Consider the following 25,793-nt stretch of genomic DNA (forward strand, 5'->3'; position numbering starts at 1 on the left):
CTAACTAAGTCCATATGTTGACTATATGGTTTATCTAAAACAGTATCATCAATACTGACTATAAGTTTGTTATTATTAATATGTTGAATTGATTCTTGATATAGGTCGTGAGGTGTGTAATCTTCACGCTCTAGAAAGCGATTTACACTATCATGCGAGATATTATAAGTCTCGGCAAGTTGTGTGCAGCTAATAGAGTTCGGTTCTGTCATGAGAAAGCCCATATAAATGGGTAGAGTACAAGTTGCTGTAGAAGCATGTTTAATTCGTCTGATCACAGATACTTTATAAAGTATTTTAGTACTTTTTTGAATCCGTCAATGCGTAAGTCCTATGACTGTAAGAGTAGTAGGTTAGCCTTTCGTTGTCCGGTAGATTTTAGGTATAGGCTTATTCATTTGGGAATTATATTGCTGAATAAGCTTTCAAGAATAGGTTTGTGCAACAAAACCATGTATTACTTAAGTTTTTAATAATGTATAAGATTTTAATAGATTCTAAAATTGGTCACACCAAAAAATAAATTAAAGCTTGTCTATTGCGTTTTTCGGCTAATATTTCTAATATAAAATGTACATTTTATCTCTTAATTACTAAATTGGTCATACCAGTTTAGTATATAAGTGTAATAAACTATTCAATCTAGTAGTTAAGCATTTCAAGGAGTAGACAATGCTTCAACAGTGGCAACAAATTTATGATCCCATGGGCAATATTTGGATTTCGAGTGTAATAGCGCTAGTTCCTATTGTTTTCTTTTTTTTGGCATTGGCTATTTTTCGTATGAAGGGGAGTGTAGCCGCGACAATTACCGTTTTTTTAGCCTTTCTGGTCTCATTATTTTTATACAAAATGCCAATCGGAATGGCATTGGCATCAATGGTCTATGGATTCTTCTACGGACTGTGGCCAATTGCATGGATTATTATCGGTGCAGTTTTTATATATAAGATTTCAGTAAAAACAGGACAGTTCGATATTATTCGCTCCTCTATTCTGTCAATTACAGAAGATCAGCGTCTGCAAATGCTATTAGTTGGGTTTGCTTTTGGTACGTTTTTAGAAGGTGCGGCAGGTTTTGGTGCGCCAGTCGCAATTACTGCGGCATTGTTGGTGGGACTCGGTTTTAAGCCTTTATATGCGGCTGGGCTATGCCTGATAGTTAACACTGCACCTGTTGCTTTTGGTGCAATGGGAATTCCGATCATTGTCGCTGGGCAGGTTTCAGGTGTTGACACTATGGAAATCAGTCAAATGGTGGGTCGTCAGTTACCCTTTATGGTGCCAATTGTATTGATCTGGATCATGGCAATTATGGATGGCTGGCGTGGGGTTAAAGAAACTTGGCCTGCTATTTTAGTCGCCAGCTTATCTTTTTCTTTAGCGCAATATTTAACATCAAATTTTGTTGGTCCTGAATTACCCGATATTACTGCTGCAATTGCAGCATTGGTCAGTTTGACAATCTTACTTAAGTACTGGAAGCCAAAACATATTTTTCGTTTTCAGGATAAAGATTTACAAGTAGATGAAACTATTATTGAGCAAGTTCGTAAGCAATACAGTGTGGGGCAGATAGCTAAAGCTTGGTCTCCATTTTTGATACTTACAGCAATGGTGACGGTCTGGAGCATCAAACCTTTTAAAGATTTATTTGTTAAGGACGGTGCACTAAGTGATTTAGTAGTTTCAATTAAAGTGCCGTATTTGCATCAATTGATTCAAAAGCTACCGCCTGTCGTGTCTGAAATTAAAGATTATGATGCGATTTATAAGTTTGATTGGTTATCGGCAACGGGTACGGCGATTATGTTGGCGGCATTGATCACGATCATTTATTTAAAAATGAAACCTAAAGAGGCAGTTTCGACATTCTTTGAAACCGTGAATGAACTAAAAACACCAATTTATTCGATTGGTATGGTGCTCGCTTTTGCCTTCATTGCAAACTATTCAGGTCTGTCAGCAACGCTTGCTTTAGCACTGGCACATACGGGTCAGGCTTTTACCTTCTTCTCACCATTCTTGGGTTGGGTTGGGGTGTTTCTTACAGGTTCAGATACTTCAGCTAACGCATTGTTTTCAGCGTTACAAGCCACTACAGCACAGCAAATCGGTGTGCCTGAAGTCTTGTTAGTTGCTGCCAATACCAGTGGTGGGGTAACAGGTAAGATGATTTCCCCTCAATCAATTGCGATTGCTTGTGCGGCAGTGGGTTTAGTTGGTAAAGAATCTGATTTATTTAGATTTACAGTAAAACACAGCATTATCTTTACGGTGATGATTGGTATTATTGTGGCCTTACAAGCTTATGTTTTCCCGTGGATGATTCCATAAACGGGTCAAGGAAAAAAATGAAAGTCTCCGACAAAGTGGTACAGCGTTTACGTCTATTGATTGAAAAAAATAATGTGCAAGTCGGAGAGCGATTGCCTGCTGAACGGCAACTCTGTGAACAGTTGGGTGTGTCTCGTAGCTCTTTACGTGAGGCGATTCAACAGCTGATTACCGCAGGGATTATTCAGAGCAAAGCGGGTGCAGGCACCTATTTAAAGCAGTTGCCTGCACATTGGTCACAGCATCAAATCGTTGAGCCATTATTCGGTTTGATAGATCAGGATCCTGAATATCGTTTTGATGTACAAGAAGCTCGTATGGTGCTTGAAGGTGGTACAGCATGGTATGCCGCACAACGTGCCACACCCAGTGATTTGATCAATATTCGTCAGTGTTTTGAGCAGATTAGCCATTTTCAGGCTTTAGGTGATGATGCCCACGCAGCAATAGCAGATGCGAAGTTTCATCTAGCGATTGCAGAAGCATCCCACAATTTAGTACTGATCCAAATGATGCGTAGTTTGTTTGATTTATTGCAAGACAACGTGATGTTAGGGCGACGTAAAGTCTACACTACACCACAACATTTTGAACAATTGCATGACCAGCACTTTGAGGTGATGGACGCAATTGAACGTCAAGACTCAGAGACTGCACGTAAAGCAGCTTGTGGGCATATTGAATTTGTTGTTCAACGCGTACGTATGATCGATGAAGAAGAAGCTCGTCGTCAACGTTCGAGTCGATTAAATAGGACATAAGTTATGATTATTTCTTCTGCAAATGACTATCGTGAAGCTGCGAAACGTCGTTTACCGCCATTTTTATTTGAATACATCGATGGTGGCGCCTATGCGGAATATACCTTAAAGCGTAATGTAGAAGATTTATCAAAAATCGCTTTACGTCAACGTGTGTTAAATGACATGTCTGAGCTGAGCTTAGAAACGCAATTGTTTGGTGAAAATTTGGCGTTGCCAGTGGCATTGTCACCTGTAGGTCTAACGGGTATGTATGCGCGTCGTGGTGAAGTTCAAGCCGCAGTTGCCGCAGATAAAAAGGGCATTCCATTTACCTTATCAACAGTTTCAGTTTGTCCGATTGAAGAAGTGGCACCTGCGATTCAACGTCCAATGTGGTTTCAACTGTATGTACTACGTGACCGTGGATTTATGAAAAATGCCTTGGAACGTGCTAAAGCCGCAGGCTGTTCTACCTTAGTATTCACAGTCGATATGCCTGTTCCAGGTGCGCGTTACCGTGATGCACATTCAGGAATGAGTGGTAAAAATGCTGCAATGCGTCGTTATATGCAATCGTGTATGCACCCACACTGGGCTTGGAATGTCGGTTTATTGGGTCGTCCGCATGATTTAGGTAACATTTCGAAATATTTAGGTAAGCCGACAGGTCTGGAAGATTATATCGGTTGGCTGGGCAATAACTTTGACCCTTCAATTTCTTGGAAAGATCTTGAGTGGATTCGTGATTATTGGGAGGGTCCCATGGTTATTAAGGGGATTTTAGATCCTGAAGATGCCAAGGATGCAGTACGTTTTGGCGCAGATGGAATTGTGGTCTCCAATCACGGTGGTCGCCAGCTTGATGGTGTTTTGTCTTCTGCTCGTGCGCTTCCTTCAATTGCAAGTGCGGTCAAAGGTGACATCAAAATTTTAGCAGATTCAGGGATTCGTAACGGTCTTGATGTAGTACGTATGTTGGCTATGGGTGCAGATATTTGCATGCTTGGTCGTGCATTTGTATACGCACTTGGTGCTGCCGGCGGTGCTGGGGTAAGTAATTTACTAGATTTGATTGAGAAAGAAATGCGTGTGGCAATGACATTGACTGGTGCAAGAACCATTGCAGATATTACATCGGATTGCTTGGTCAAGTTAGAGAAAGAGTAAGCGATTTAATTACTCACATTAGTAAATTTCTGCCAACTTTCCTTTGAAAAAAGAGATTCTTATCCGAATAATTTAGGTAAACAAAGCTTTCTTTTGAAAAAGGGGCTTCGATAGTTTAGAAAGAATCTCTTCTAATCTTCACTTGTGCTGAATTTTAAAGCCGTGTTTTAAAAGATACCTAGGAGAGAGAATTATATTATTTGGGCATTTATACAATAGAAGACTTAAAAATGATAAACACTCAATCCTCTTCTCGACAGACTATTCAAAAACTAATAGATATTGTTGGTAAAAACAATGTGCTGACTGATGAGAAAGATACTCGTTTGTATCGCCAAGGCCGCCGTTACGGTACAGGAAACGTCTTAGCTGTCGTTGTTCCTGGGACATTGGTCGAACAATGGAAAGTGCTTGAAATAGCGGTAGATGCTGGTTGTATCGTAATCATGCAAGCCGCTAATACAGGACTCACAGGTGGCTCAACTCCATTTGGCGATGATTATGATCGTCCAGTATTATTAATGAGTACCCGTCGTCTAAGGGGCATTCAAGTAATCAATGAAGGTAAGCAAGTCATTTGTTTACCAGGTGCGACTTTGGATCGTTTAGAAAAAGAATTAGCAGTTTTTAATCGTGAACCTCATTCAGTCATTGGTTCATCTTGTATCGGTGCTTCAGTTTTAGGCGGCGTATGTAATAATTCTGGTGGAGCATTGGTGCGTCGTGGGCCTGCGTACACAGAGCTTGCATTATATGCGAGAGTGAATGATCAAGGCTCGCTTGAATTAGTCAATCATTTAGGTGTGAATTTGGGTCATTCTTCTGAGGAAATCTTATCGAATTTGGAACAACAAAAATATCAAATTGCCGACATCGAAAATGAGAGTCAGTGCTGTGCATCAGACCATCGTTATATTAAAGATGTGGCGAAAGTTGATGAAAACACGCCGGCACGTTTTAATGCTGATCCATCCCGTTTATTCGAAGCATCGGGCTCAGCGGGTAAAGTCTGTGTGTTTGCAGTGCGTTTAGATACGTTTGAGAGAATTTCAAGCCAAGTGTTTTATGTGGGGAGTAATCACCAAGAAGATTTAACCAAAATCCGTCGTTTTTTACTGAAAGATTTGCCGCGTATTCCTATTGCTGGTGAGTATATTCATCGTGTTGCTTATGACATTGGTGCTGAATATGGTAAGGATACTTTTATGTTTATCGAGAAGTTCGGTACAGCCAAAGTGCCTGCTGCGTTTGCGATGAAAGATAAAATAGATGGTTATCTTGAAAAAATGAAAATGCGAGGTCTTTCTGATAAATTTCTGCAATTGCTGACAAAATTTCTACCGTCACACTTGCCGAAGCGTATGAATGCATTTCGAAATTTATATGAGCATCATTTGGTACTACGTATTGAAGATCAAGATGTTGCTGCGGTAGAGGCATTTTTAGAAAGCTACTTTGATCATCACGAAACTGGTGATTATTTCCTTTGTGATGAAGATGAAGGGCGAAAAGCATTTTTACATCGTTTTGCGGTCGCAGGTGCTGCAATTCGTTATCGAGATACGCACCGATCAGAAGTTGAAGATATTGTTGCATTGGATATCGCACTTCGCCGTAATGATCGTGAATGGGTAGAAACTTTACCTAAAGAAATGGATGAGCAGATTTTACATAAATTGTATTATGGACATTTTTTATGTCATGTATTCCACCAAGATTACATTGTTAAAAAAGATGTTGATCCTTTAGCTATGGAACATGCAATGTGGCGTTTGTTAGATAGCCGTGGCGCTGAGTATCCAGCAGAGCATAATGTTGGACATTTATATGTGGCTAAACCTGCGCTGAAAAATCATTATGAAAAACTTGATCCAACCAACAGTTTTAATGTCGGTATTGGACAGACATCTAAGCTTAAAAATTGGAAGTAACAGAAAATATTTTTAATGCATCGTATATTGGTAATAAACAGCCTAAAATAACGATATCTAGGATCTATAACCCTAAACCCATTTAAGCCAATGATTTCTTAATCTGAATGGTTGGCTTATTGTGAGAGCATATAGAGATGCACAGATACCGCTTAAAAAGCCCTTCATACTACGGACTCTACTCGTCATTAAATTGTATTACCCTTTTAATAAACTGAATGATATTGATCTAATTTATTTTTTAAATCTTCAATGATTTCAAACATTGCCTTGTCCCTGTATATGTCTAGGATCACCGACAAACCCGGTACGGTTCATCCATCGCATCTCTTGAGAAAAAACGAAGAACATACAGTGCTGAATTTAAACAGCAGATCGTTCAGGCTTGTAATGCACCGGACCTTTCAATTGCTTCGGTTGTCAACGGCATTCTAAAATTGCCCCCTTTGACCTCGTATTAAGTTTCAACCTGTGGCTGAATCCCTATTCTTTTTTTACCCTTCAAGCGATAACTCTCACCCGATATTTGTACCACATGACAGTGATGCAATAACCGATCTAACATCACAGCGGTCAACGTGACATCATCCGCAAAGGATTTGGACCATTGGCTAAATGGTAAGTTACTCGTCAATATAGTACTATAGCCAAGTTCTAAATGGGATATTCAAAAGATTTTAAAGACAAAGTCATTGAGATTTTGACTAGAAATAAAATGTCTGTGTGAAAAACAGCAAAGCATTTCAATGTTTCTACACGTACGATCCAACTGTGGCAAAAGTCCACAGAGCGAAAACCTCTTCTTAGACCCTATTATTTTTAGGGGGGGATTACCCAATGTACTATGATAAGATTAACCCGTTAGGTCAGGTGGCTTAACTTAAATAAAAAAAGTCTCAGACAAACCCGGTACGGTTCACTCAAAAAAAATAGGAGCTTAGAGCCACTGCTGTCCCATAGTTTGCTTTAAATAAAAAAACCTGAGTCTAAATAGTTAAAATATGAGTGCAAACAAACACTTTAACTATAAAGAACTCAGGTTTTGTCACATCAGAATACCGTATTTCATCAATTACTCAAACCCATTCTAAGACAAGATTTTGAACGTCTGGCTAAACTGCACCACTCTGGGCATGGGATCAGTTTGTTGCCATATTGATGTCCCAACTTTCTTGTCGGCAAAGCTTAAGAGACATTCAATCCAATCTCGAATCCCAGCAGGAAAAGCTCTATCATCTTGGCGCAAAGAGAATTGCGCGAAGCACCTTAGCAAGACTCAACGAAGAACAGCCCGCCAGCCTGTATCAGCAATTGTTCACACAGCTGCTTCAGCGCTGTGAAAACTCTAAAACTGCACATAAATTTAGATTCAAGAATCCGCTGTATTCACTAGATGCCAGTCATATTGATCTTTCACTGTCATTGTGCGCATGGGCAAAAGTACATGAATCCAAAGCCAGTATTAAACTCAGTGTTGGCTTAAATCACAGCAATACCATTCCTGAATTTGTAGCACTTGGGGATGGTATTGAAAATGATATGGTGCAAGGCAGAGCATTTAAATTTCCTGCTGGCAGCATTATCGTCTTTGATAAAGGATATGTTGATTATCAATGGTTTGCTCAGTTGACACTTCAGAACGTCAGCTTTGTAACCCGGCTACGCCCAAAGACAGTTTATCAAGTTAAATCAAGCCGCAGCGTATTAGAGACTAAAGGGATTATTGCGGATGAATGTATTGAATTGAGCAGTGCGCATGCCAAGAAAAGAGGCGCACCTGAATTATTAAGACGTATAGAGTTTTATGATACAGATAAGAAAAGAACATTCGAATTTCTGAGCAACAACTTTCATCTGGCAGCATCCACCATTGCTGCAATTTATAAAGACCGCTGGAAGATTGAGTTATTCTTTAAAGCCATCAAGCAGAATTTAAAACTGAAGTCATTTCTAGGTCGAAGCCGCAATGCGATACAAACGCAAATATGGATTGCATTAATTGCCTATTTGCTGGTGAACTTCGCTAAACACATGGCACAAGAAGGATGGAGTGTTCAGCGTTTACTGAGAATTATTCAGGTCAATTTATTTGAAAGGAAACTTTTAAGGTCACTCTTTGTGCCTGATAAAAAATGGCGAAAACAAGAAGAACCTCAATTGAGGTTCTTCTTGTGATATTTGTGGGACAGCAGTGGCTTAGAGCTCCCATTTTTATATTAACTTTCTAAGTCTCTATGTTAATTTGAAGAATACTTCATCATAACGTCCGAATACAGCTATATTTTTTTGATTTCTACAATATCACTTGATTCAATGAGCGATTGGATATTACCAAATAAACTTTGAATATAATCAGACGCTATATGGATATCTAAATCCTCTCTGCTACGCCATTCTTCTAAGAAGAAATATCTACTCGAGTCATTTTCGCTAATATAAAGCTCATATTTCAAGCATCCTTCTTCTTGAAGCGTAGGCTCTATTACACTTTTTAAAAGCGCTTCTAACGTTTCTTTTTGATCTGACTTTGCCTTAAAGTTCGCAATTATTGAAATAGTCATTATTTCACCTTGAATTTGTTTTAGAAGTTTTCTAGTACAATTTTGCCTTTTGACTTGCCTGATTCAAGCAACTTATGCGCCGTCTCCAAGTTTGCAGCGTTAATTTTGCCTAGATTTTGGTTGAGGGTACTTCTAATTTTTTGCTGGTCAACTAATTGTGCAACCTGTTGCAACAGTTCACCTTGCTTTTCAATATCATCGGTTTCATACATTGAACGAGTGAACATCAACTCCCAATGGATAGAAATAGATTTAGTCTTAAACGGCATAATATCAAATGTTTGTGGATCATCGATCAATCCAAGCTTGCCTTGTGGTGCAATCAGAGAAACTATTTGCTTGGTATATGTTTCTGTATGATTGGTAGAGAAGACGTATTTTGGTTTTTCAATACCTAGTGCTTCGATTTGTTCGTTTAAATCTTTGCTATGATCAATGACATGGTCGGCACCCAGTGATTCCACCCAAGATTTCGTTTCTTCACGTGAAGCTGTTGCTATAACGGTCAGATTTGTTTTTGCTTTTAGGAGTTGGATAGCGATTGATCCTACACCACCTGCACCACCAATAATTAAAATACTGCCAACTTCTGTTTCTGAAATTTGAAACCGATCAAACAGCATTTCCCATGCCGTTATTGCAGTTAATGGCAATGCTGCTGCTTCTGCATTAGATACTTTAATTGGTTTAAGACTGATAATTCGTTCATCGACTGCTTGAAACTCAGCATTACTACCATCTCGGGTTAAATCGCCAGCATACCAAACAGAATCTCCTACTTTAAACGAGGTAACTTTTGAGCCAACTTCAATAATTTCCCCAACGGCATCCCAACCTAAAATACGATTATTTGCTTCAGACGAATTTTTTCTCACTTTGGTATCAACTGGATTCACAGAGATTGCCTGAACTTTTACCAGTACATCACGCTCCTTAAGCGTAGGCTTCGCTTTTTCAATATCTACCAATGAATTTTTAAAATCATCATGGTTATTGATAACATACGATACGGCTTTCATAGATTTGTCCTTAACTTTAAAAATATAGTAAAAATGGGAGCGAGGTGCTCCCATTTTTTGTTATTCAATTATTAAAACTCTTGGCTCGTTGGGCGCAAAACAATTTCATTAATATCTACATCTGCAGGCTGTTCAATTGCATAAGCAATTGCTCGAGCGACTGAGTCAGCTGGTATGGCTTGTTTGTAGAAATCAGTAACAAACTCTGAACTTTCTTTATGAGAAGAACCAAATTTTAGTTCTGACTCAACTGCACCAGGCTCAATAGTCGTCGTTCTAATTGTTCCCCCAACCTCATGACGAAGTCCTTCAGAGATGGCTCTTACAGCAAACTTAGTACCGCTATAAACAGTACCTCCTGGACTAAATACTTTTATCCCTGCAACAGATGCGAGATTAATAAAGTGTCCAAAGTTTTGTTTTTGGAAAACAGGTAGGGTAGCTGCTATACCATAAAGAACACCTTTAATATTGATGTCGATCATACGATCCCATTCATCAACTTTTAGCTCACTTAATGGTGCAATAGACATTAATCCAGCATTGTTTACCAATACATCGATTTGACCAAATGCGCTTAATGCCTTTTCAATAAGTGCTTGTACTTCCTGTGGTTTGGTTATATCCATACCAATAAATTCAGCTTGACCACCTTCAGCACGAATGTCGTGAACAATAGCCTCTAATTTTTCAGTACGTCTAGCACCAAGTACAACCTTTGCACCTTTTTTAGCAAGGAAGCGAGCAGTAGCTTCACCTAAACCACTACTTGCACCAGTGATCACAACAACTTTATTTTCGATATTATTCATACAAGTAACCTTCAACCTATCTGTCAATCATATTTGATGGGTTAAGTATTACAGCCTTGTTGGGTATAATAAATGAATAATATTATCTTTCAGAATTCCTATTTACGGAATAATTACCATAACACAGGATTGGACATGCAGAACAAATTGGAAATGATGCGTATCTTTTGTGTCGCAGCAGAGTCTCGAAATTTTAAAGAGGCAGCAACTCAGCTGGGTATTTCCCCACAGGTAGTGACACGGGCAATAAAAGAGCTAGAAGAGCAGCGCGGAGAGATTCTGTTTTACAGGAGTACTCGACAAATTAAAATTACCGCTGATGGAGAGCGTCTGGCAAAGCAAGCACGTTTTGCGGTGGGATCGATCGATGCTTTGTTTGTAAAAGACACCAAGGAAAAACGAGATGAAATGCGTGGGACTGTCCGTCTTACTGTGTCGTCTGTGTTAGGGCGTAAATTGGTCGTACCCGCACTAGCAGAATTTGCCACACGTTATCCAGATATTGTCGTGGATTGTGTGCTCACAGATTCACACTCGGATGTGATCGATGAGCGGATAGATATCGGGATCAGATTTGGATTTTTGCCGGACAATCGATATGTAGCAAGGGAATTGGCGAAAGTGAACTTTTATTCTGTGGGTACGCCAGAGTTAATTGATAAGGTTGGAATGCCTAAAAAAATTATTGACCTTGATAAATACCCTCTAACAGCACTAGTCGATCATAAAACAGGGCGTTACTGGCCATGGACATTCACCGAAAGTCGAAGCTTTACGCCATCAAAGCCCCGTTTTATTACAGATGATCTAGAAGCTGAATTTCAAGCGATTCTCGCTGGAGTCGGATTCGGACACATGCCTGGATTTCTAGTTTTGCCGTGGCTTAGGAGTGGTAAGCTCATTCAGATACTTCATGAGGAAACCTCTCCCGTTTGGCGCCTGTATTTATATCGTCCACAGCGGGGCCCGACACCTTTGCGAATCCGAGCATTGTTTGATTACTTAGCGGAAGTGTTGGGCCATATAGAAAACTGAATCAGATAGAACTAACCTTTTTTCTAGGAAGTAGAAATCAGATAAGACCATCATGTATTTAGAGTAACTACAATTTTTCCTATTTGCTGATTTGATTCAAGATAGCGCTGAGCGTCATGCATGTCCTCAAAGTTAAAGCAACAGTCGATCACTGGATGAAGATATCCTGCACCTATACTGCTAAGAATAAATCGTCTGGCTTGCTCTCTTAGAACAGGGTCATGCAGAACCTCAAGGAACAAAAAACCTCGCATGGTTAAGCTCTTGCGTAATGCAACTTTAAGGGGAAATGGTGTGATCTCCGGGCTAAGTGCACCATGCATAACCATAGTTCCTCCCACAGACATCGCTTTTGCAATCTGTTCAATATGTGGCCCTCCTACAGCATCGAAGGCGACATCAAGATATTCTCCACCCAAACGTGAAACAAGCGCCTCATACAAATCTGGTTCATCTTCACTGGCTATAACATTTTTAACACCGAGATCCAGTAAACGTTGCTTTTTCTCTACCGTCTGTGTACTTGCAATGACCTTAGCACCCGCTGCTTCAGCTATCTGTATCGCAGCTAGTCCTACGCTACTTGAAGCTGCTGTGATCAAGATCGTTTTTCCTTTCGAAACTCCACCAGCATGGATTACACCACCCCAAGCCGTCAAATACTGCATCCAGATTGAAGAAGCTTCTTCCCAGCTTAAACTATCGGGTTTGTGAACTAAAAAAGTTTCTGGAATCAGAAGCTTGTCCGCATATGTCCCATATTTGGCTAGATTGTCAGTCGGAAGAATCGATACTGCATCTCCTGGAGAAAATTGGCGTACACCTTCACCTATTGCCAGAACTATGCCTGCTCCCTCATATCCCAGACGAGAAGGGAATACTGCTTTTTGAATATAAGTACCACGCCGAAACATTACATCAGCCCGGTTGAGTCCGATCGTTTTCATCTGGATTAGAACTTCTCCTGCTGCTGGTAAAGCAACAGGAAGTGTTTCTAATGTCAGAACGTCTGTATCTCCAATAGAATTGAAGCGCCAAGTCTTGGCCTGAAGTGCGTTAAATGACATCAATCACGACCTTAATATTGGCAGAGCGATCTTGAACAGCATCATGAGCCTCAATCGCCTGGTCTAGAGTAAAATGACGAGGATCAACAATAGGACGCAGTTTACCTTCCTCAACGAGACGAGTCGCGATCTTAAGGATATCACCATGATGAGAACGGCGATTGCCTGTTAACATCGGCATTAGGACGAATACGCCAGACACTGTGGCACACCGTAGAGATGAACTCGCTAAATTATGATGACCAAATGCAGCACAGCTGGTAATGTGGCCATAGTGAGTTGTCATTGAAAGTGAAGCTTCGAGTACTGGACCACCCACAGTGTCGTAAACAATGTTAAAACCTTGACCCTCAGGGCTTGCAGCAATAATGTCATCGGAAGATGCTGTTGTGTAATCGAGAGGTGTTGCACCGAGTTCTGAAATCAGTGATTGATCAGCTGTACGACCAGTCGCCCAAACATTTGCATCAAGTGCTTTTGCAAGCTGAACCACCATATAACCAACGCCACCAGCACCACCCTGAACCAGTACAGTTTGACCTGGTTGGACCTTCGCATGATCCACTAAACCTTCCCAAGCAGTGAGGAACGTCAATGGTAGTACTGCTGCCTCGCGCATAGAGATATTCCGTGGCTTTAATGCGATCAGATCGGCATCTGCTACAACATATTCTGCTAAAGATCCTTGAAGACCACGAACGCCACCAATCAGACCGTAAACTTCATCTCCGACGTTGAAGTCGGTGACACCTTCACCAACAGCAGTTACAACCCCAGCCATATCTGTTCCCAACACGGCAGGAAGCTCTGGCATAGCATATGGTGCTTCACCAAGACGAATTTTATAATCAATAGGGTTTACACCACTAGCATGAATACGTACTAGAACTTGCCCAGCCTCTGGTTGAGGTATAGGGAGTTCTACACGTTTAAATTCATGATCACCAAAATTTTCTAGGATAAGAGCATTCATCATCTTATTCATAGTTGTTCCTTATTCTTAACTGAGGGGATGATGTGCACAGTATCAAAGTAAAATAATCCAATAAATGATATTTATAGGATTTAATAATTCCTAAATAATGAATAATAAATATCATTCGCTCACTAAAGAAGTGGGGTTAAGCGGATGCTTACCGAAAAAGAGATCTACCCAGACCTCTTTTTTTGGGGGTTTAATATGTGAAATTATTGCTGAGTGTCATCTTCATTCAGAATTTGCCCTGTCTGCTTTGGTTTAATTAAAGGTGCAGTCGGACGCGGTCCTGTGTATTGCAAACCGATACCCGCATAGACATCATCTGCTGCAACTTCGGTTTCAAAACGTTCTTTGTCTCGTTCTCGGATTTCTTGGCTAATTTCTTCAACATCACTCTGGTCAACACCCAATTCTTCTAAAATCGCACCGCCAAATAGCATTGCCGACTCGAAGGTTTCTCGAATCATATAATCCACATTTTGTTTTGCTAAATGCAGCGCATGCTCACGGTCATAAGAGCGAACCAGTAACTTGGTTAAAGGAAATTCATGTTGCACCAACTCTACAATCTTATTCGTCGTTTCTTTGTGGTCTACGCAAACAACAATTGCTTCAGCCGTATCTGCTCCAGAGGCATGTAAAATATCTAAACGAGAACCATCGCCATAGTAAATTTTAAATCCAAATCTTTCAGCGTTTTGAATCATGTCGATATCATTATCAATGATGGTCACATCAATGCCTTGAGCAAGCAGTAATTGACTGGAGACTTGTCCAAAACGACCGAAACCAATCATCAATACTTTTCCGGAAAGTCCTTCGGCAATACGGATATTTTCTAAAGAAGTTTGTTCTGTAGTTTGGGTAAAACGTTTAAATAAAATGCCTATAATCGGGGTCAAAATCATCGACAAAACTACAATTGCAGTCAGGTTTGAACTTTCAGTAGCACTAATGATTTGAGCACTCATGGCGGCAGCAAAGAGTACAAAAGCAAACTCGCCCCCTTGAGCCATTAGTAATGCGCGATCGAGTGCTTCAGAGTGTGAACTTTTGGTCATGCGTGCAGTCAGATAAATTATGGATGCTTTGACAAACATCAGCGCAAGAACAGCACTTAAGATTAACCCCCAGTTATTTTTTACGACGTTAAGGTCTAATGACATGCCTACGGCTAGAAAAAATAATCCGAGCAATATGCCACGAAACGGTTCAATATCTGCTTCAATCTGATGGCGAAAAGTGGATTCGGAGAGTAATACCCCTGCAAGGAATGCCCCCATAGCCATCGATAAGCCAGTGACTTGCATCAGTAATGCTGCGCCGAGTACCACTAAGAGTGCTGCTGCAGTCATGACTTCACGGGCTTTGGCTAGGGCTAATAAGCGAAATAAAGGATTAAGCAACCAATAGCCTGCAGCGATTAAACCTGCAATCGAAATTAAACCAATTCCGATGCTCTGCAAACGCGTAGAAGTACTTTCAACAACATGATTCGGTGCGATAAAAGCGACAATTGCCAATAAAGGTACAATCAATAAATCTTCAAACAGCAGGATTGAGATAATTTTTTGTCCTCGTGGTTGAGCAATGTCTCCACGATCTCCCAAAAGTTGCATAACAATTGCAGTTGAGGTGAGTACAAAGCCTGCAGCACATACAAAACTCACTTGCCAAGAATAGCCATAGACCAGGCCTACCGCCGTTAACCCCAATGAACAGGCAATAATCTGTAATGCGCCTAATCCAAATATTTCTTTTCTTAAACTCCATAAATATGATGGACGCATTTCTAGTCCAATCACAAACAGATACATCACAATACCAAGCTCAGCAATATGCAGAATAGACGCAGAATCGTAGAAAAATGCTAGTCCAAATGGACCAATAATTAATCCTGCAATTAAATATCCCAATACCGAGCTTAATCCTAGGCGCTTGATTAAGGGGACTGAAATCACTGCCGCTGTGAGCAGTATGACAGGGGATAGAAGGCTGATAGATGTGGCTTCTGCACTCATATATTTCTCAGGTTTGTATAGAGTATGTTGACATTTCAAGTATAGAAAGTAGATTCAAAACACAAGTGCAACACGTTTGTAGTGAGTTGAAAATTGAGGTGTATTTGTAGAATCATTAGACTTTTCAAGGCTCAATTGGAAAGTACCCAATTAAGCAGTGCCCCCAACTTTAACAAGATGAAAGATAGGAAATTTATGCTACTTTGAAAAGTGATGTGTGCTGAAAAAACACGAGAAATTGTTACTCATGTTTGGGCTAAAAGAGATATAACTATAGTCCAATGACTGAAGGAAAAGTTGAAACAATTAAGTATTCACTATACCCGAATTTCAAGTAATCAATGGGATAGTTTTATCACTGCATTTAAAGCCTGTCAGCAAAGTATTGGTAAGTTTTTAACTGTAGGTATTGAGGGAAATAATTGCAAAAATAAGGCATCGGATTAGATGTATTAGTTCAGTATTGGGTGTGGCTTTAGCAAGAATAAGGATATTAATGCTTCTCGCAATATTCTAGCGGTAGGACACACCACTTTGTCTATGAAGGAAAGATGCGGTAAAGGTCGCTCTGTGAAGCAGAAAGCATGCCTAAATTCGTGAGTAAGTCGCCTAAGAGCTTTTTCTTTAAAATCCCTGAGAAACATGTTTCGTAAAGAGTTAGTCGAAAGTGGGGGGAGTATGTCAGAAGTTTATTTTTTTAAGTTATTGTAAAGATTTGGAAAATTAATTATGGCATCTAGTTGTAGAGCCAATAGTGATTTCATTTAATCTCAGCATACTTTTTGAAACACTACCTAAATTTTTAAGGTTTATAAAAAATATTGTTTTTTTTATACTATGGGGTAGTATAGTATTAATGCTAGCAAATAAGGAGGTCTGATGCCTAATCAGGTTGAAGACAAAAAAAAGATTCTTCTACGCGTCAGAAAGATCAAAGGTCAGACGCAAGCGATTGAAAAAGCGTTAGAAGACAATGTTGAATGTGTTGCAATTCTGCAACAAATTTGTTCTGTGCGTGGTGCTATTAATGGTTTGATGAATGAAATGTTGGAGGTTCATTTAAAGGACACTTTAGTATCAGGTGAAACCACAGAACAACAACGAAAAGAAGAATTGGCTGAAATCGCCAAGATTCTAAAATCATATTTAAAATAGATCTATATAAGGAATTATTCCATGAAGTCACGTGCTGCCGTTGCGTTTGGTCCTGGTCAACCTCTTCAAATTGTTGAAGTTGATGTTGCACCACCGAAGAAAGGTGAAGTATTAATCAAGATCTCCCATACTGGTGTGTGTCATACAGACGCATTTACTTTATCTGGCGATGATCCTGAAGGTGTTTTTCCGGCTATTCTCGGGCATGAAGGTGCTGGTGTTGTCGTTGAGGTGGGTGAAGGCGTGACTAGCGTCAAACCAGGTGATCATGTAATTCCACTTTACACCGCTGAATGTGGCGAGTGCTTATTCTGTAAATCTGGAAAATCGAACTTGTGTATTGCCGTTCGCGAAACTCAAGGTAGAGGCGTAATGCCAGATGGTACCACTCGTTTTTCCTACAATGGTCAACCGATTTACCACTATATGGGCTGCTCAACGTTCAGTGAATACACGGTAGTGGCAGAAGTATCATTGGCTAAAATCAATCCTGAAGCCAATCACGAACATGTCTGCTTACTGGGTTGTGGGGTAACAACGGGTATTGGTGCAGTACATAACACGGCTAAAGTACAAGAAGGTGATAGTGTTGCGGTCTTTGGTTTAGGTGGTATTGGTCTAGCAGTCGTACAAGCCGCACGTCAAGCTAAAGCAGGGCGTATTATTGTGGTTGACATGAATCCAGATAAATTTGCGCTGGCAAAAGAGTTTGGTGCAACGGACTTCTTGAACCCTAAAGATTACGATAAACCAATCCAGCAAGTCATTGTCGAAATGACTGGTTGGGGTGTAGATCATTCATTTGAATGTATTGGTAACGTGAATGTGATGCGTGCAGCCCTTGAAAGTGCACACCGTGGCTGGGGACAATCCGTAATTATTGGTGTAGCTGGCGCAGGTCAGGAAATCTCTACCCGTCCATTCCAACTGGTTACTGGTCGTAAATGGCTAGGTTCTGCCTTTGGTGGCGTAAAAGGTCGTACGCAACTTCCAGGAATGGTTGAAGATGCCATGAAAGGTAAAATTCAATTAGAACCATTTGTGACACATACGATGGGCTTGGATCAGATCAATGAAGCCTTTGATCTAATGCATGAAGGTAAGTCAATTCGTACTGTAATTCATTACGAATAATTCCGTCAGGCCTTATAGTTTTCCATGCATGTGCATCATGAATGACATGCATGGAATCCTCTAAAACGGCACATTATCTGTAAAACCGATTTCTCATGAAGTCTTGCTCAACATAGGTAATTGATTATGGAAATAATTGAGAAACATGCTTCTTTTGGTGGATCGCAAGAAGTGTATCGCCATCAGTCAACAGCATTAAACTGTTCAATGAAATTCTCAATATATCTGCCACCTCATGACAAAGATGAGCGCTTGCCAGTTTTATATTGGTTATCAGGACTGACTTGCAACGAACAGAACTTTATTACTAAAGCCGGAGCACAAAAGTATGCGGCTGAACATAAAGTCATTATTGTTGCACCAGATACCAGCCCACGTGGAGAGGATGTACCAGATCATGCAGATTATGATTTAGGCCAAGGCGCAGGATTCTATGTGAATGCAACACAAGCACCCTGGTCACAGCATTTCAAAATGTATGATTATATTGTGGAGGAGCTCAGAAATCTGATTGACCTGAATTTTCCGACCAATCAAGTCCAAAGCATTATGGGGCATAGCATGGGTGGTCATGGTGCATTAGTCATTGGGTTAAAAAACCCTGAGCTGTATAAAAGTATTTCTGCTTTTGCACCAATTGTTGCACCTAGCCAAGTACCTTGGGGGAAAAAGGCTTTTACACACTACCTAGGTGAAAATGAAACTTTATGGAAAAGCTATGATGCGATTGAATTAATCAAAAACGCTGAAGTTCATTTACCTATTTTAGTCGATCAGGGAACAGCTGATGATTTTCTTGAAGAACAGTTAAGGCCTAAGCTTCTTAGTGATATTTGTTTGGAACAAGAATATCCTCTTACACTTAACCTAAGAGAAGGGTATGACCATAGCTATTACTTCATTGCGAGCTTTATAGAGAAACATATAGAGTTTCACAGCAAATTCCTAGCTAAATAACTTTCATAGTTATAAGGATGTACATGTTGTTCTTGAATGCTTCTTGAGCAATATTTTTTGATTCAAATGTTAATGATATTAACTTGAATAAATTCATAGCATTATGCCGAAATAAACATCCAAATTTTGACTCTGCTATGGAAAATTGTTTTTAACCTTTGTACAACAAAACTTTCTGACATACATACATTAGTAATGTCAGAATGAGTTTGAATTTTAATCAATTGTGGAGTTTTAGTCATGCTTAAAACAGCTTTATATGTCCGTCTTGAAGCTAAACCAGGTAAAGAAGACGAAGTGGAAGCTTTCCTTAAAGGCGGTTTACCTATTGTAATGGAAGAACCTGCGACAGTTGCGTGGTTTGGCCTACGCCTTGGACCTACAACATTTGGTATTTTTGATGCATTTCCTGATGAGGCGGGTCGCCAAGCACATTTATCTGGTAAGGTTGCAGCTGCTTTGATGGCTCAGGCCGATGATCTATTTTCAGAGCCACCGTCTATTGAAAAAGTAGATGTTTTGGCGAGTAAACTACCAGGTTAAACCGACGCTTAAATGTATGAGTGTGCTGCCTGAAATTTTGAATGAAAGGCAGCACTTCAACCCTGTGAGGTTTGTCAGGGGCTTTTTATTCAAGTTGGGCTACTTTATTTAGTGGCTTAATCTCATCATTTAAATGGGTCAATATCCCAAACAGGGTAAATAAACGAATACAACTATTTACGTGCTTTATATTGAACCAATCTATCTAATTTACTGTCGCATTTGTACATCTGCTAAACCGTGCCAATCTGCTTTTAAAATATTTAATCATCGTTATTTTGTATGAGTCATTCACTGTTTTAGCCAATGCGTTCACGACCATGTCAGTAGTCATACATGTTGATACCTTCCATACAACAATCGCTCGTGAAAATACATCAATAATAAAAGTGTTATAGAACAAGCCTGAATGTGTTTAACCATCACTCAATTTGGCAAGCTGAAATAATTTTTTTAAAAAAATAGACGACTGGTCTATTTTTATGTATAGTTAGCACATGGTGCAGTCAAAAGCCGCAGTATTGTCCAATTTTTTAAAGTTTATTTGATGAATAACGGTGGTTTTTCAAATCAATTAGCTGATCATCCTAGGATAAAAATATGCTGAATTTTAACTTTTATAATCCGACCCGCATTATTTTTGGTGGCGATACAATAGCTAAAATCAATGACTATGTGCCTACAGATGCAAAAGTATTAATGTTATTTGGTGGTGAAAGTGCACGTAAGAATGGTACTTTAGCTGAAGTGCGTGAAGCATTAGGTGCAAGAGAAATTCATGAATTTGGCGGAATTGAGCCGAATCCGAGTTATGAAACCCTCATGAAAGCTGTAGAGCTGATTCGAGAACAAAAGATAGATTTCTTGATGGCTGTCGGTGGTGGATCGGTAATTGATGGTACTAAATTTATTGCAGCAGCAGTCAATTATACAGGGGATACATGGGAAATTTTAGAAACCCATGGTACTAAGATTACTCAAGCTTTGCCTTTTGCGAGTGTACTCACCCTTCCGGCAACTGGTTCAGAAATGAATAGCGGTGCGGTAGTCACCAGAAAATCGACCCAAGCCAAATTGTCATTTAGCAGCCCCTATGTTTTTCCGCAATTTTCCGTACTGGATCCGAATAAAACTTTTAGCTTGCCGAAGCGCCAGTTAGCAAATGGCGTGGTCGATACATTTGTTCATGTCATGGAACAGTACATAACTTACCCTGTCAATGCACAAGTACAAGATCGTTTTGCCGAAGGTCTATTGCAAACGCTGATTGAGATTGGACCGAAAATCTTGGACGATTCAGCAGATTATGACACGCGTGCGAATTTGATGTGGGCTGCTAGCATGGCACTGAATGGGCTAATTGGAGCTGGTGTACCACAAGATTGGTCAACCCATTTGATTGGACATGAGCTCACGGCTTTACATGGTATTGATCATGCTCGTACCTTGGCCATTGTGTTGCCCGCCAATCTACAAGTGCGTCGTCAAGAGAAGCGAGAAAAATTACTACAGTATGCAGCTCGTGTCTGGCAGATTGTCGAAGGTGATGAAGAACAACGTATTGATACTGTTATTGCTCGTACTCGAGCCTTCTTTGAGCAACTTGGATTGCCGACTCGTCTTAGCGATGATGGACTGGGGGAGACAGATATTGAGATCATCATTACGCAACTTAAATCACACAATCTTACACAGCTAGGCGAACATAAAAATGTTTCATTAGAGATCAGTCGTGAAATTCTCGAGACGAGTATCTAAGCTAAATGCGCGTATCTGGCATGATCACGCTACACGACAAGTGATCATGCAACAATGCTCCTCAATCCTGAAAATTATCGGAGAAATAACATGAAAATTTTAATCGTTTTAACCTCACATGATCAACTCGGCAATACTGGTAAGAAAACAGGTTTTTGGTTAGAAGAACTTGCGGCGCCGTATTACACCTTTATTGATGCGGGTGTTGAAGTTACCCTAGCATCACCTCAAGGTGGGCAGCCACCACTAGATCCGAAAAGTAATTTAGCAGAAGCACAAACTGAAACCACTCATCGTTTTGAAGCAGATCCAACTGCAATGCAAGCATTGGCACAGACGCATAAACTTAGCGAAATTTCTGTAGCTGATTATGATGCCGTGTTTTACCCAGGCGGGCATGGTCCATTGTGGGATTTGGCAGAAGATCCGATTTCAATTGCTCTGATTGAACAAGCGATTGAGTCAGGAAAACCTGTTGCGACAGTTTGTCACGCCCCAGGTGTTCTTCGTCATGTAAAAACCAGTGATGGCAAGCCTTTGGTCAGCGGTAAATCTGTGACAGGTTTTAGCAATACTGAAGAAGAAGCGGTAGGATTGACCGAAGTTGTACCGTTTTTAGTCGAAGATATGCTCAAAGAAAAAGGTGGTCATTATTCTAAAGCGGGTGACTGGCAAGTGTATGTCCAAGTAGATGGCTTACTCATTACTGGACAAAATCCTGCTTCTTCTGCTGCAACCGCCAGTGCACTCCTTGAATTGTTAAATAAGGAGTAGCCCATGTCTGCGTATGTGGTATTTACCCGTGAGCAAACTACGGACGCTGAGGAACTGGCGCAATATGCACAAAAGGCGCCGCTTGCTCGTGAAGGTCGTGAGCTAACACCCTTGGCTTTTTATGGTCAATTAGAAGTGCTTGAAGGCAATGAAATTGAAGGCGCTGTTATTCTACGCTTTCCTGATATGGCAGCCGCGCGAGACTGGTATCACAGTCCCATCTATCAAGAAGCATTACAACATCGCCTAAAAGGGGCAAATTATCGTGCCTTTATCATTGAAGGTGTTGAAGACGCTATTTAAAAAAAGCACTTTAAGAAAAAGCCTCGCTATCAGATGGGCCAACCTACAAGTTAGTACATGAGTGATACGCATTTTTATCAAATTAATGTAATAGCAGCCCAGTCATACATCATGATTGGGCTGCTATGACAATTTTTGCGGCCATCATTGTCGTGAAGCCAAGATAGTGAAGCTAAGTTACTAAGGTTAAGTTAGTGAGATTAAGCCAGCAAAGCTAACTTTTAAGACTTTCCACTTTTTAATAAAAACGCTGTCGCTTTTAGCGCTTGATGTAATGGTGTTTTATCTTTTTGCAACTTACTCAGTAATGCTGCACCTAACCACATTTGGTAAAGTACTTGTGCTAACGTCGAGGCCTCAGTATCTGCTTGGATAGATTGATCCTGTTTACCCAAATCAATTAAACCAGCAATACGTTGGATTACATCATCGACGCCAGCGGACATAATGGAGCGCATATCTTCAGATAGATCGGCAACTTCTGCGGCAAGTTTCACAATTAAACAGCTATCCGCCCAACCACACTGTGTTTCAGGATCTTCTATCCATAAATTAAAATACTCAATCAGCTTTTGATAAGGGGATTTATCGCTCCGCCATACATTATTTAAACGGACTTGATAATTATCCACATAATGCTGTACCAATTCACAGCCGAAAGCTTCCTTAGATTGGAAATAATGATAAAACGAGCCTTTAGGGATCTCACAGCTCTGTAAAATTTCCTGTAATCCTACACCGGTAAAACCTTTATGCAAAATCAGGTCTGAACTGGTGTTAAGAATGTGTAAACGCTTCGCTTCAGACTTCTTAATAGGGGTAGGCTTCATATTAATTATTTACTCTATTGTAAAAAATAGACCAGTCGTATTGTTTTATATTATAACTCATCTACAATTGATGTAAAGACGTTTTAATCAACAGTTTCAATTATCAATAGAAATACTTCTAAATAAAACATGGAGTTATGCGAGTGTAAACAGTTATTAACCAACGCATCGTTTTAGCTAAACGGCCAGTAGGTGAGCCAAAACACAGCGATTTTCGTATTGAGCAAGTTGAGCTCACTGAACTTAAACAAGGCGAGATATTGTTGAAAACCACTTACTTGTCACTCGATCCTTATATGCGTGGTCGCATGAGTGATGCTCCTTCATATGCAGCACCGGTTGAAATTGGCGAAGTGATGGTCGGTGGAACAGTCAGTCAAGTGGTGGCCTCTAAAAACCCAAAATTCAAAGAAGGCGAGTGGGTTCTTTCAGGAAATGGCTGGCAGAGCTACGCAATTTCTAATGGGACAGCATGTCAAAGCTTAGGTATGCAACCTGAACATCCATCTTGGGCATTGGGTATTTTGGGAATGCCAGGATTTACTACTTATATGGGGTTGTTGGACATTGGTCAGCCTAAAGCCGGTGAAACTTTAGTCGTTGCAGCTGCAACGGGACCTGTTGGTGCTACGGTTGGACAGATTGGTAAACTTAAAGGTTGTCGCGTGGTTGGCGTCGCAGGTGGGGCTGAAAAATGCCGTTATGCAGTAGAAGAACTCGGCTTCGATGCTTGTATCAATCATCATGATGAAAATTTTGCAGAACAATTACAACAAGCAGCTCCCAACGGTATTGATATTTATTATGAGAATGTGGGGGGTAAAGTGTTTGATGCGGTATGGCCATTGCTTAACTCTGCGGCACGTGTACCGGTGTGTGGTGTGGTTTCCCAGTATAACTCTACCGAGCAAGCACAAGGGCTAGACCGTTTACCGGGCTTTATTTCCACCCTTTTAAGAAAGCGTATTCGCATGCAAGGCTTTATTATTTTTGATGATTATGGCAGTCAGTATCCGCAATTTAATCAGCAAATGTCTGAATGGTTGAAAGAAGGAAAAATCAAATATAAAGAGCATATGGTGCAAGGTTTAGATAACACGATCAATGCTTTCAATGGTATGTTGAAAGGCGAAAACTTTGGCAAAGTGGTTGTAAAAATTTAAAAATTAGGAATTATCATGATTACACTACATCATTTAGATCAATCACGTTCTTTTCGCATTTTATGGTTACTTGAAGAAATCAAGCAGCCCTATGAGCTAAAACGCTATTATCGTGACTCAAGCACGCATTTGGCCCCTGACTCTTTAAAAACCATCCATCCTTTAGGGAAATCTCCAGTATTGGAATGGGATGGCAAAGTTATTGCAGAGTCAGGCGCAATCGTTGAGTTATTAATTCAGAAACTTGCGCCGCATTTAGCACCAGATATGGATGAATCTACCTATGTCGATTATCTACAGTGGATTCATTTCTCAGAAAGCTCTGCCATGCTGCCATTTTTATTAAAAACGTTTAATGCGATAGAAACCAAGCAGGGCACGAAGTTGGTATTTCTAGAAAATTATACTCAAGTTGAGTTCGATAAAGTATTTAGCTATTTAAATGAATATTTAAAAGATAAAGAATTTCTAGTGGCAGACCGTTTAACCGGTGCTGACTTTATGATGGGCTTTGGACTACATGCTTTAGTTTATCATATGGGACAAGGTGAAAATTATCCGCATATCCAACGTTATGTAGCAGGTTTAAGCCAACTACCTAGCTGGCAAGCCGCAGTACAAATTGAACAAAATGGTGTGAAAAGTCAAAAATAGCAAGATTGTTTTTTTAAGGCAATTGAGAAAAAGAATCGTGATTGACAAGTACATCTAGTTATAAAATAAGCTGACACTTATTTAAAGTAAACGCCTAATGAATTTCATCGGGCGTTCTCTATTTTAAAGATAAGGAATTACCATTGTTTAAGACAAGTTTCGCCTATTCTTTCACTGCAAATTCCTATCAGAAGAGTTTGAATATTACGATGGTTAGGTTGAAATATATAATCAACTTTTGAAAGAAAGAAACTTGACTAACGCACAGCAAGATTAAATTATTCCTCGGGGTATTAAACAAGTAAACTACATCATTTTACTAACATAAACACATACACGTAAAAAATCACGCCCCAGTTTAACTGACAATAGTTTTTGAACTTTGTATTAAAACTTAAACGAATCTTGCAATTCTTTATTTGATGTTAATACTCATCCAGTATTGAGGTTTTTTATCTTTTCTTGCTTGTGATCTAGGTTGAAATACTCTAATTTCATACTCACCTGAAGCAGGTAAAATATAAATACCATTATCATCAAGCTCTGGAGAATATTCTCCAAGATTGATGGAGTCTTTTAATTGATTACCCCATAAGTAAGTTTCAACATTTCCTCCAGTCAACTTAACTTTTAACTTTTGCCCTTTTTTAGCATAAAATTTGTAGGAATCATACTTGTATCCATCTAGCCTTCCGTAATAATTTGCAGAGTCAGCTTTTTTAGCAAACTTAACTACAACAGTCTTTCGTATATCATTGTTTGAATAGCCACCGATTTTGTAGACACCTTTTAGTTAGATATGGACTGCCACCACTCTCCTAGACAAATTTCGTCTATTCTTTTTGCATAG

At 39.9% G+C, this 25,793-nt stretch carries 22 protein-coding genes and 5 pseudogenes; 16 read left to right on the forward strand and 11 right to left on the reverse strand.

Annotation, left to right across the window (positions count from 1 at the left end):
* Window positions 1–278: pseudogene (locus F948_RS05735) on the reverse strand (IS701 family transposase); the annotation flags it as partial.
* A gap of 394 nt (window positions 279–672) precedes the next feature.
* On the opposite strand from F948_RS05735, the gene lldP reads away from it, so the two are divergent.
* From lldP to dld, 4 genes are all read left to right on the forward strand, one after another.
* On the forward strand, window positions 673–2,337 hold the full coding sequence (gene lldP, locus F948_RS05740; RefSeq protein ID WP_004961405.1) for an L-lactate permease: 1,665 nt from the start codon (window positions 673–675) through the stop codon (window positions 2,335–2,337).
* Window positions 2,338–2,354: 17 nt separating this feature from the next.
* The gene (gene lldR, locus F948_RS05745; RefSeq protein WP_004961408.1) at window positions 2,355–3,098 is read left to right on the forward strand and encodes a transcriptional regulator LldR; all 744 of its coding nucleotides are present in this window, start codon (window positions 2,355–2,357) and stop codon (window positions 3,096–3,098) included.
* A 3-nt stretch (window positions 3,099–3,101) separates the two neighbouring features.
* Complete coding sequence (gene lldD, locus F948_RS05750; RefSeq protein WP_004961411.1) at window positions 3,102–4,247, forward strand: FMN-dependent L-lactate dehydrogenase LldD; 1,146 nt, start codon at window positions 3,102–3,104, stop codon at window positions 4,245–4,247.
* Between the two features lie 230 nt (window positions 4,248–4,477).
* Window positions 4,478–6,178, forward strand: a complete 1,701-nt coding sequence (gene dld / locus F948_RS05755) for a D-lactate dehydrogenase (RefSeq protein WP_004961414.1) — start codon at window positions 4,478–4,480, stop codon at window positions 6,176–6,178.
* Window positions 6,179–6,635: 457 nt separating this feature from the next.
* On the opposite strand, the pseudogene F948_RS15985 reads toward dld, so the two are convergent.
* Window positions 6,636–6,821, reverse strand: a pseudogene (locus F948_RS15985) (ATP-binding protein); the annotation flags it as partial.
* 399 nt (window positions 6,822–7,220) lie between these two features.
* Here F948_RS15985 and F948_RS05760 point away from each other — a divergent pair.
* A pseudogene (locus F948_RS05760) lies at window positions 7,221–8,353 on the forward strand (IS4 family transposase).
* Between the two features lie 101 nt (window positions 8,354–8,454).
* Here F948_RS05760 and F948_RS05765 read toward each other — a convergent pair.
* From F948_RS05765 to F948_RS05775, 3 genes are all read right to left on the reverse strand, one after another.
* Window positions 8,455–8,739 carry a putative quinol monooxygenase gene (locus F948_RS05765; RefSeq protein WP_004961419.1) on the reverse strand — a complete coding sequence of 95 codons (285 nt, stop codon included), beginning with the start codon at window positions 8,737–8,739 and terminating at the stop codon, window positions 8,455–8,457.
* A gap of 20 nt (window positions 8,740–8,759) precedes the next feature.
* Complete coding sequence (locus F948_RS05770) at window positions 8,760–9,758, reverse strand: zinc-binding alcohol dehydrogenase family protein (RefSeq protein ID WP_004961421.1); 999 nt, start codon at window positions 9,756–9,758, stop codon at window positions 8,760–8,762.
* Between the two features lie 71 nt (window positions 9,759–9,829).
* Window positions 9,830–10,570, reverse strand: coding sequence for an SDR family oxidoreductase (locus tag F948_RS05775; protein WP_004961424.1), 741 nt, complete (start codon window positions 10,568–10,570; stop codon window positions 9,830–9,832).
* Between the two features lie 135 nt (window positions 10,571–10,705).
* Here F948_RS05775 and F948_RS05780 point away from each other — a divergent pair, with 135 nt between their 5' ends.
* A complete protein-coding gene (locus F948_RS05780; RefSeq protein ID WP_004961426.1) occupies window positions 10,706–11,605 on the forward strand; it encodes a LysR family transcriptional regulator in 900 nt (299 codons plus the stop codon).
* Between the two features lie 50 nt (window positions 11,606–11,655).
* On the opposite strand, the gene F948_RS05785 is transcribed toward F948_RS05780, so the two are convergent.
* The 3 genes from F948_RS05785 to F948_RS05795 form a co-directional block, all read right to left on the reverse strand.
* Complete coding sequence (locus F948_RS05785) at window positions 11,656–12,672, reverse strand: zinc-dependent alcohol dehydrogenase family protein (protein WP_004961429.1); 1,017 nt, start codon at window positions 12,670–12,672, stop codon at window positions 11,656–11,658.
* A complete protein-coding gene (locus F948_RS05790; protein WP_004961432.1) occupies window positions 12,662–13,657 on the reverse strand; it encodes a zinc-dependent alcohol dehydrogenase family protein in 996 nt (331 codons plus the stop codon). The genes F948_RS05785 and F948_RS05790 overlap by 11 nt, the downstream gene beginning before the upstream one ends.
* A 203-nt stretch (window positions 13,658–13,860) precedes the next feature.
* A complete protein-coding gene (locus F948_RS05795) occupies window positions 13,861–15,672 on the reverse strand; it encodes a monovalent cation:proton antiporter-2 (CPA2) family protein (protein WP_004961436.1) in 1,812 nt (603 codons plus the stop codon).
* A 225-nt stretch (window positions 15,673–15,897) separates the two neighbouring features.
* Between F948_RS05795 and F948_RS15990 the strand changes: the two are divergent.
* The 5 genes and pseudogenes from F948_RS15990 to F948_RS05815 form a co-directional block, all read left to right on the forward strand.
* Window positions 15,898–16,120, forward strand: a pseudogene (locus F948_RS15990) (IS1 family transposase); the annotation flags it as partial.
* A 431-nt stretch (window positions 16,121–16,551) separates the two neighbouring features.
* A complete protein-coding gene (locus F948_RS05800; protein ID WP_004799251.1) occupies window positions 16,552–16,827 on the forward strand; it encodes a metal/formaldehyde-sensitive transcriptional repressor in 276 nt (91 codons plus the stop codon).
* A 21-nt stretch (window positions 16,828–16,848) separates the two neighbouring features.
* Complete coding sequence (locus tag F948_RS05805) at window positions 16,849–17,961, forward strand: S-(hydroxymethyl)glutathione dehydrogenase/class III alcohol dehydrogenase (RefSeq protein ID WP_004961439.1); 1,113 nt, start codon at window positions 16,849–16,851, stop codon at window positions 17,959–17,961.
* A 126-nt stretch (window positions 17,962–18,087) separates the two neighbouring features.
* Window positions 18,088–18,918 (forward strand): S-formylglutathione hydrolase, encoded by an 831-nt coding sequence (gene fghA / locus F948_RS05810; RefSeq protein WP_004961440.1) that lies wholly within the window; start codon window positions 18,088–18,090, stop codon window positions 18,916–18,918.
* 240 nt (window positions 18,919–19,158) lie between these two features.
* Window positions 19,159–19,461, forward strand: coding sequence for a putative quinol monooxygenase (locus F948_RS05815; RefSeq protein ID WP_002050969.1), 303 nt, complete (start codon window positions 19,159–19,161; stop codon window positions 19,459–19,461).
* Between the two features lie 85 nt (window positions 19,462–19,546).
* Here the strand turns inward: F948_RS05815 and F948_RS16860 are convergent.
* Window positions 19,547–19,876, reverse strand: a pseudogene (locus F948_RS16860) (IS3 family transposase); the annotation flags it as partial.
* A gap of 185 nt (window positions 19,877–20,061) precedes the next feature.
* Between F948_RS16860 and F948_RS05820 the strand changes: the two are divergent.
* The 3 genes from F948_RS05820 (at window position 20,062) to F948_RS05830 (ending at window position 22,296) form a co-directional block, all read left to right on the forward strand.
* Entirely contained in the window at window positions 20,062–21,219 is a 1,158-nt protein-coding gene (locus tag F948_RS05820) for an iron-containing alcohol dehydrogenase (protein ID WP_004961446.1), read from the forward strand.
* A 90-nt stretch (window positions 21,220–21,309) separates the two neighbouring features.
* Window positions 21,310–21,993: a type 1 glutamine amidotransferase domain-containing protein gene (locus tag F948_RS05825; RefSeq protein ID WP_004961450.1), complete on the forward strand. Its 684-nt coding sequence runs from the start codon at window positions 21,310–21,312 to the stop codon at window positions 21,991–21,993.
* Window positions 21,994–21,996: 3 nt separating this feature from the next.
* Entirely contained in the window at window positions 21,997–22,296 is a 300-nt protein-coding gene (locus tag F948_RS05830) for a DUF1330 domain-containing protein (RefSeq protein WP_004961451.1), read from the forward strand.
* Window positions 22,297–22,517: 221 nt separating this feature from the next.
* Here F948_RS05830 and F948_RS05835 read toward each other — a convergent pair whose 3' ends face one another.
* Window positions 22,518–23,126, reverse strand: a complete 609-nt coding sequence (locus F948_RS05835; RefSeq protein ID WP_004961455.1) for a TetR/AcrR family transcriptional regulator — start codon at window positions 23,124–23,126, stop codon at window positions 22,518–22,520.
* Between the two features lie 155 nt (window positions 23,127–23,281).
* Between F948_RS05835 and F948_RS05840 the strand changes: the two genes are divergently transcribed.
* Both F948_RS05840 and F948_RS05845 read left to right on the forward strand, forming a co-directional pair.
* The gene (locus tag F948_RS05840; RefSeq protein WP_026057436.1) at window positions 23,282–24,289 is read left to right on the forward strand and encodes an NADP-dependent oxidoreductase; all 1,008 of its coding nucleotides are present in this window, start codon (window positions 23,282–23,284) and stop codon (window positions 24,287–24,289) included.
* A gap of 15 nt (window positions 24,290–24,304) precedes the next feature.
* Window positions 24,305–24,943 (forward strand): glutathione S-transferase family protein, encoded by a 639-nt coding sequence (locus tag F948_RS05845; protein ID WP_004961461.1) that lies wholly within the window; start codon window positions 24,305–24,307, stop codon window positions 24,941–24,943.
* Window positions 24,944–25,358: 415 nt separating this feature from the next.
* Here F948_RS05845 and F948_RS05850 read toward each other — a convergent pair whose 3' ends face one another.
* Window positions 25,359–25,718, reverse strand: a complete 360-nt coding sequence (locus F948_RS05850; protein WP_026057435.1) for a PPC domain-containing protein — start codon at window positions 25,716–25,718, stop codon at window positions 25,359–25,361.
* Between the last annotated feature and the right edge of the window lie 75 nt (window positions 25,719–25,793).

The organism is Acinetobacter junii CIP 64.5, from assembly GCF_000368765.1.
GTDB lineage: Bacteria > Pseudomonadota > Gammaproteobacteria > Pseudomonadales > Moraxellaceae > Acinetobacter > Acinetobacter junii.

Coding starts and splice junctions, on each gene's coding strand:
- F948_RS05800 (WP_004799251.1), top strand. CDS start 16,552: ATGCCTAATCAGGTTGAAGACAAAAAAAAGATTCTTCTACGCGTCAGA.
- F948_RS05825 (WP_004961450.1), top strand. CDS start 21,310: ATGAAAATTTTAATCGTTTTAACCTCACATGATCAACTCGGCAATACT.
- F948_RS05775 (WP_004961424.1), bottom strand. CDS start 10,570: ATGAATAATATCGAAAATAAAGTTGTTGTGATCACTGGTGCAAGTAGT.
- lldR (WP_004961408.1), top strand. CDS start 2,355: ATGAAAGTCTCCGACAAAGTGGTACAGCGTTTACGTCTATTGATTGAA.
- F948_RS05785 (WP_004961429.1), bottom strand. CDS start 12,672: ATGTCATTTAACGCACTTCAGGCCAAGACTTGGCGCTTCAATTCTATT.
- F948_RS05815 (WP_002050969.1), top strand. CDS start 19,159: ATGCTTAAAACAGCTTTATATGTCCGTCTTGAAGCTAAACCAGGTAAA.
- dld (WP_004961414.1), top strand. CDS start 4,478: ATGATAAACACTCAATCCTCTTCTCGACAGACTATTCAAAAACTAATA.
- F948_RS05835 (WP_004961455.1), bottom strand. CDS start 23,126: ATGAAGCCTACCCCTATTAAGAAGTCTGAAGCGAAGCGTTTACACATT.
- F948_RS05845 (WP_004961461.1), top strand. CDS start 24,305: ATGATTACACTACATCATTTAGATCAATCACGTTCTTTTCGCATTTTA.
- lldD (WP_004961411.1), top strand. CDS start 3,102: ATGATTATTTCTTCTGCAAATGACTATCGTGAAGCTGCGAAACGTCGT.
- fghA (WP_004961440.1), top strand. CDS start 18,088: ATGGAAATAATTGAGAAACATGCTTCTTTTGGTGGATCGCAAGAAGTG.
- F948_RS05820 (WP_004961446.1), top strand. CDS start 20,062: ATGCTGAATTTTAACTTTTATAATCCGACCCGCATTATTTTTGGTGGC.
- F948_RS05765 (WP_004961419.1), bottom strand. CDS start 8,739: ATGACTATTTCAATAATTGCGAACTTTAAGGCAAAGTCAGATCAAAAA.
- F948_RS05830 (WP_004961451.1), top strand. CDS start 21,997: ATGTCTGCGTATGTGGTATTTACCCGTGAGCAAACTACGGACGCTGAG.
- F948_RS05780 (WP_004961426.1), top strand. CDS start 10,706: ATGCAGAACAAATTGGAAATGATGCGTATCTTTTGTGTCGCAGCAGAG.
- F948_RS05790 (WP_004961432.1), bottom strand. CDS start 13,657: ATGAATAAGATGATGAATGCTCTTATCCTAGAAAATTTTGGTGATCAT.
- F948_RS05805 (WP_004961439.1), top strand. CDS start 16,849: ATGAAGTCACGTGCTGCCGTTGCGTTTGGTCCTGGTCAACCTCTTCAA.
- lldP (WP_004961405.1), top strand. CDS start 673: ATGCTTCAACAGTGGCAACAAATTTATGATCCCATGGGCAATATTTGG.
- F948_RS05795 (WP_004961436.1), bottom strand. CDS start 15,672: ATGAGTGCAGAAGCCACATCTATCAGCCTTCTATCCCCTGTCATACTG.
- F948_RS05770 (WP_004961421.1), bottom strand. CDS start 9,758: ATGAAAGCCGTATCGTATGTTATCAATAACCATGATGATTTTAAAAAT.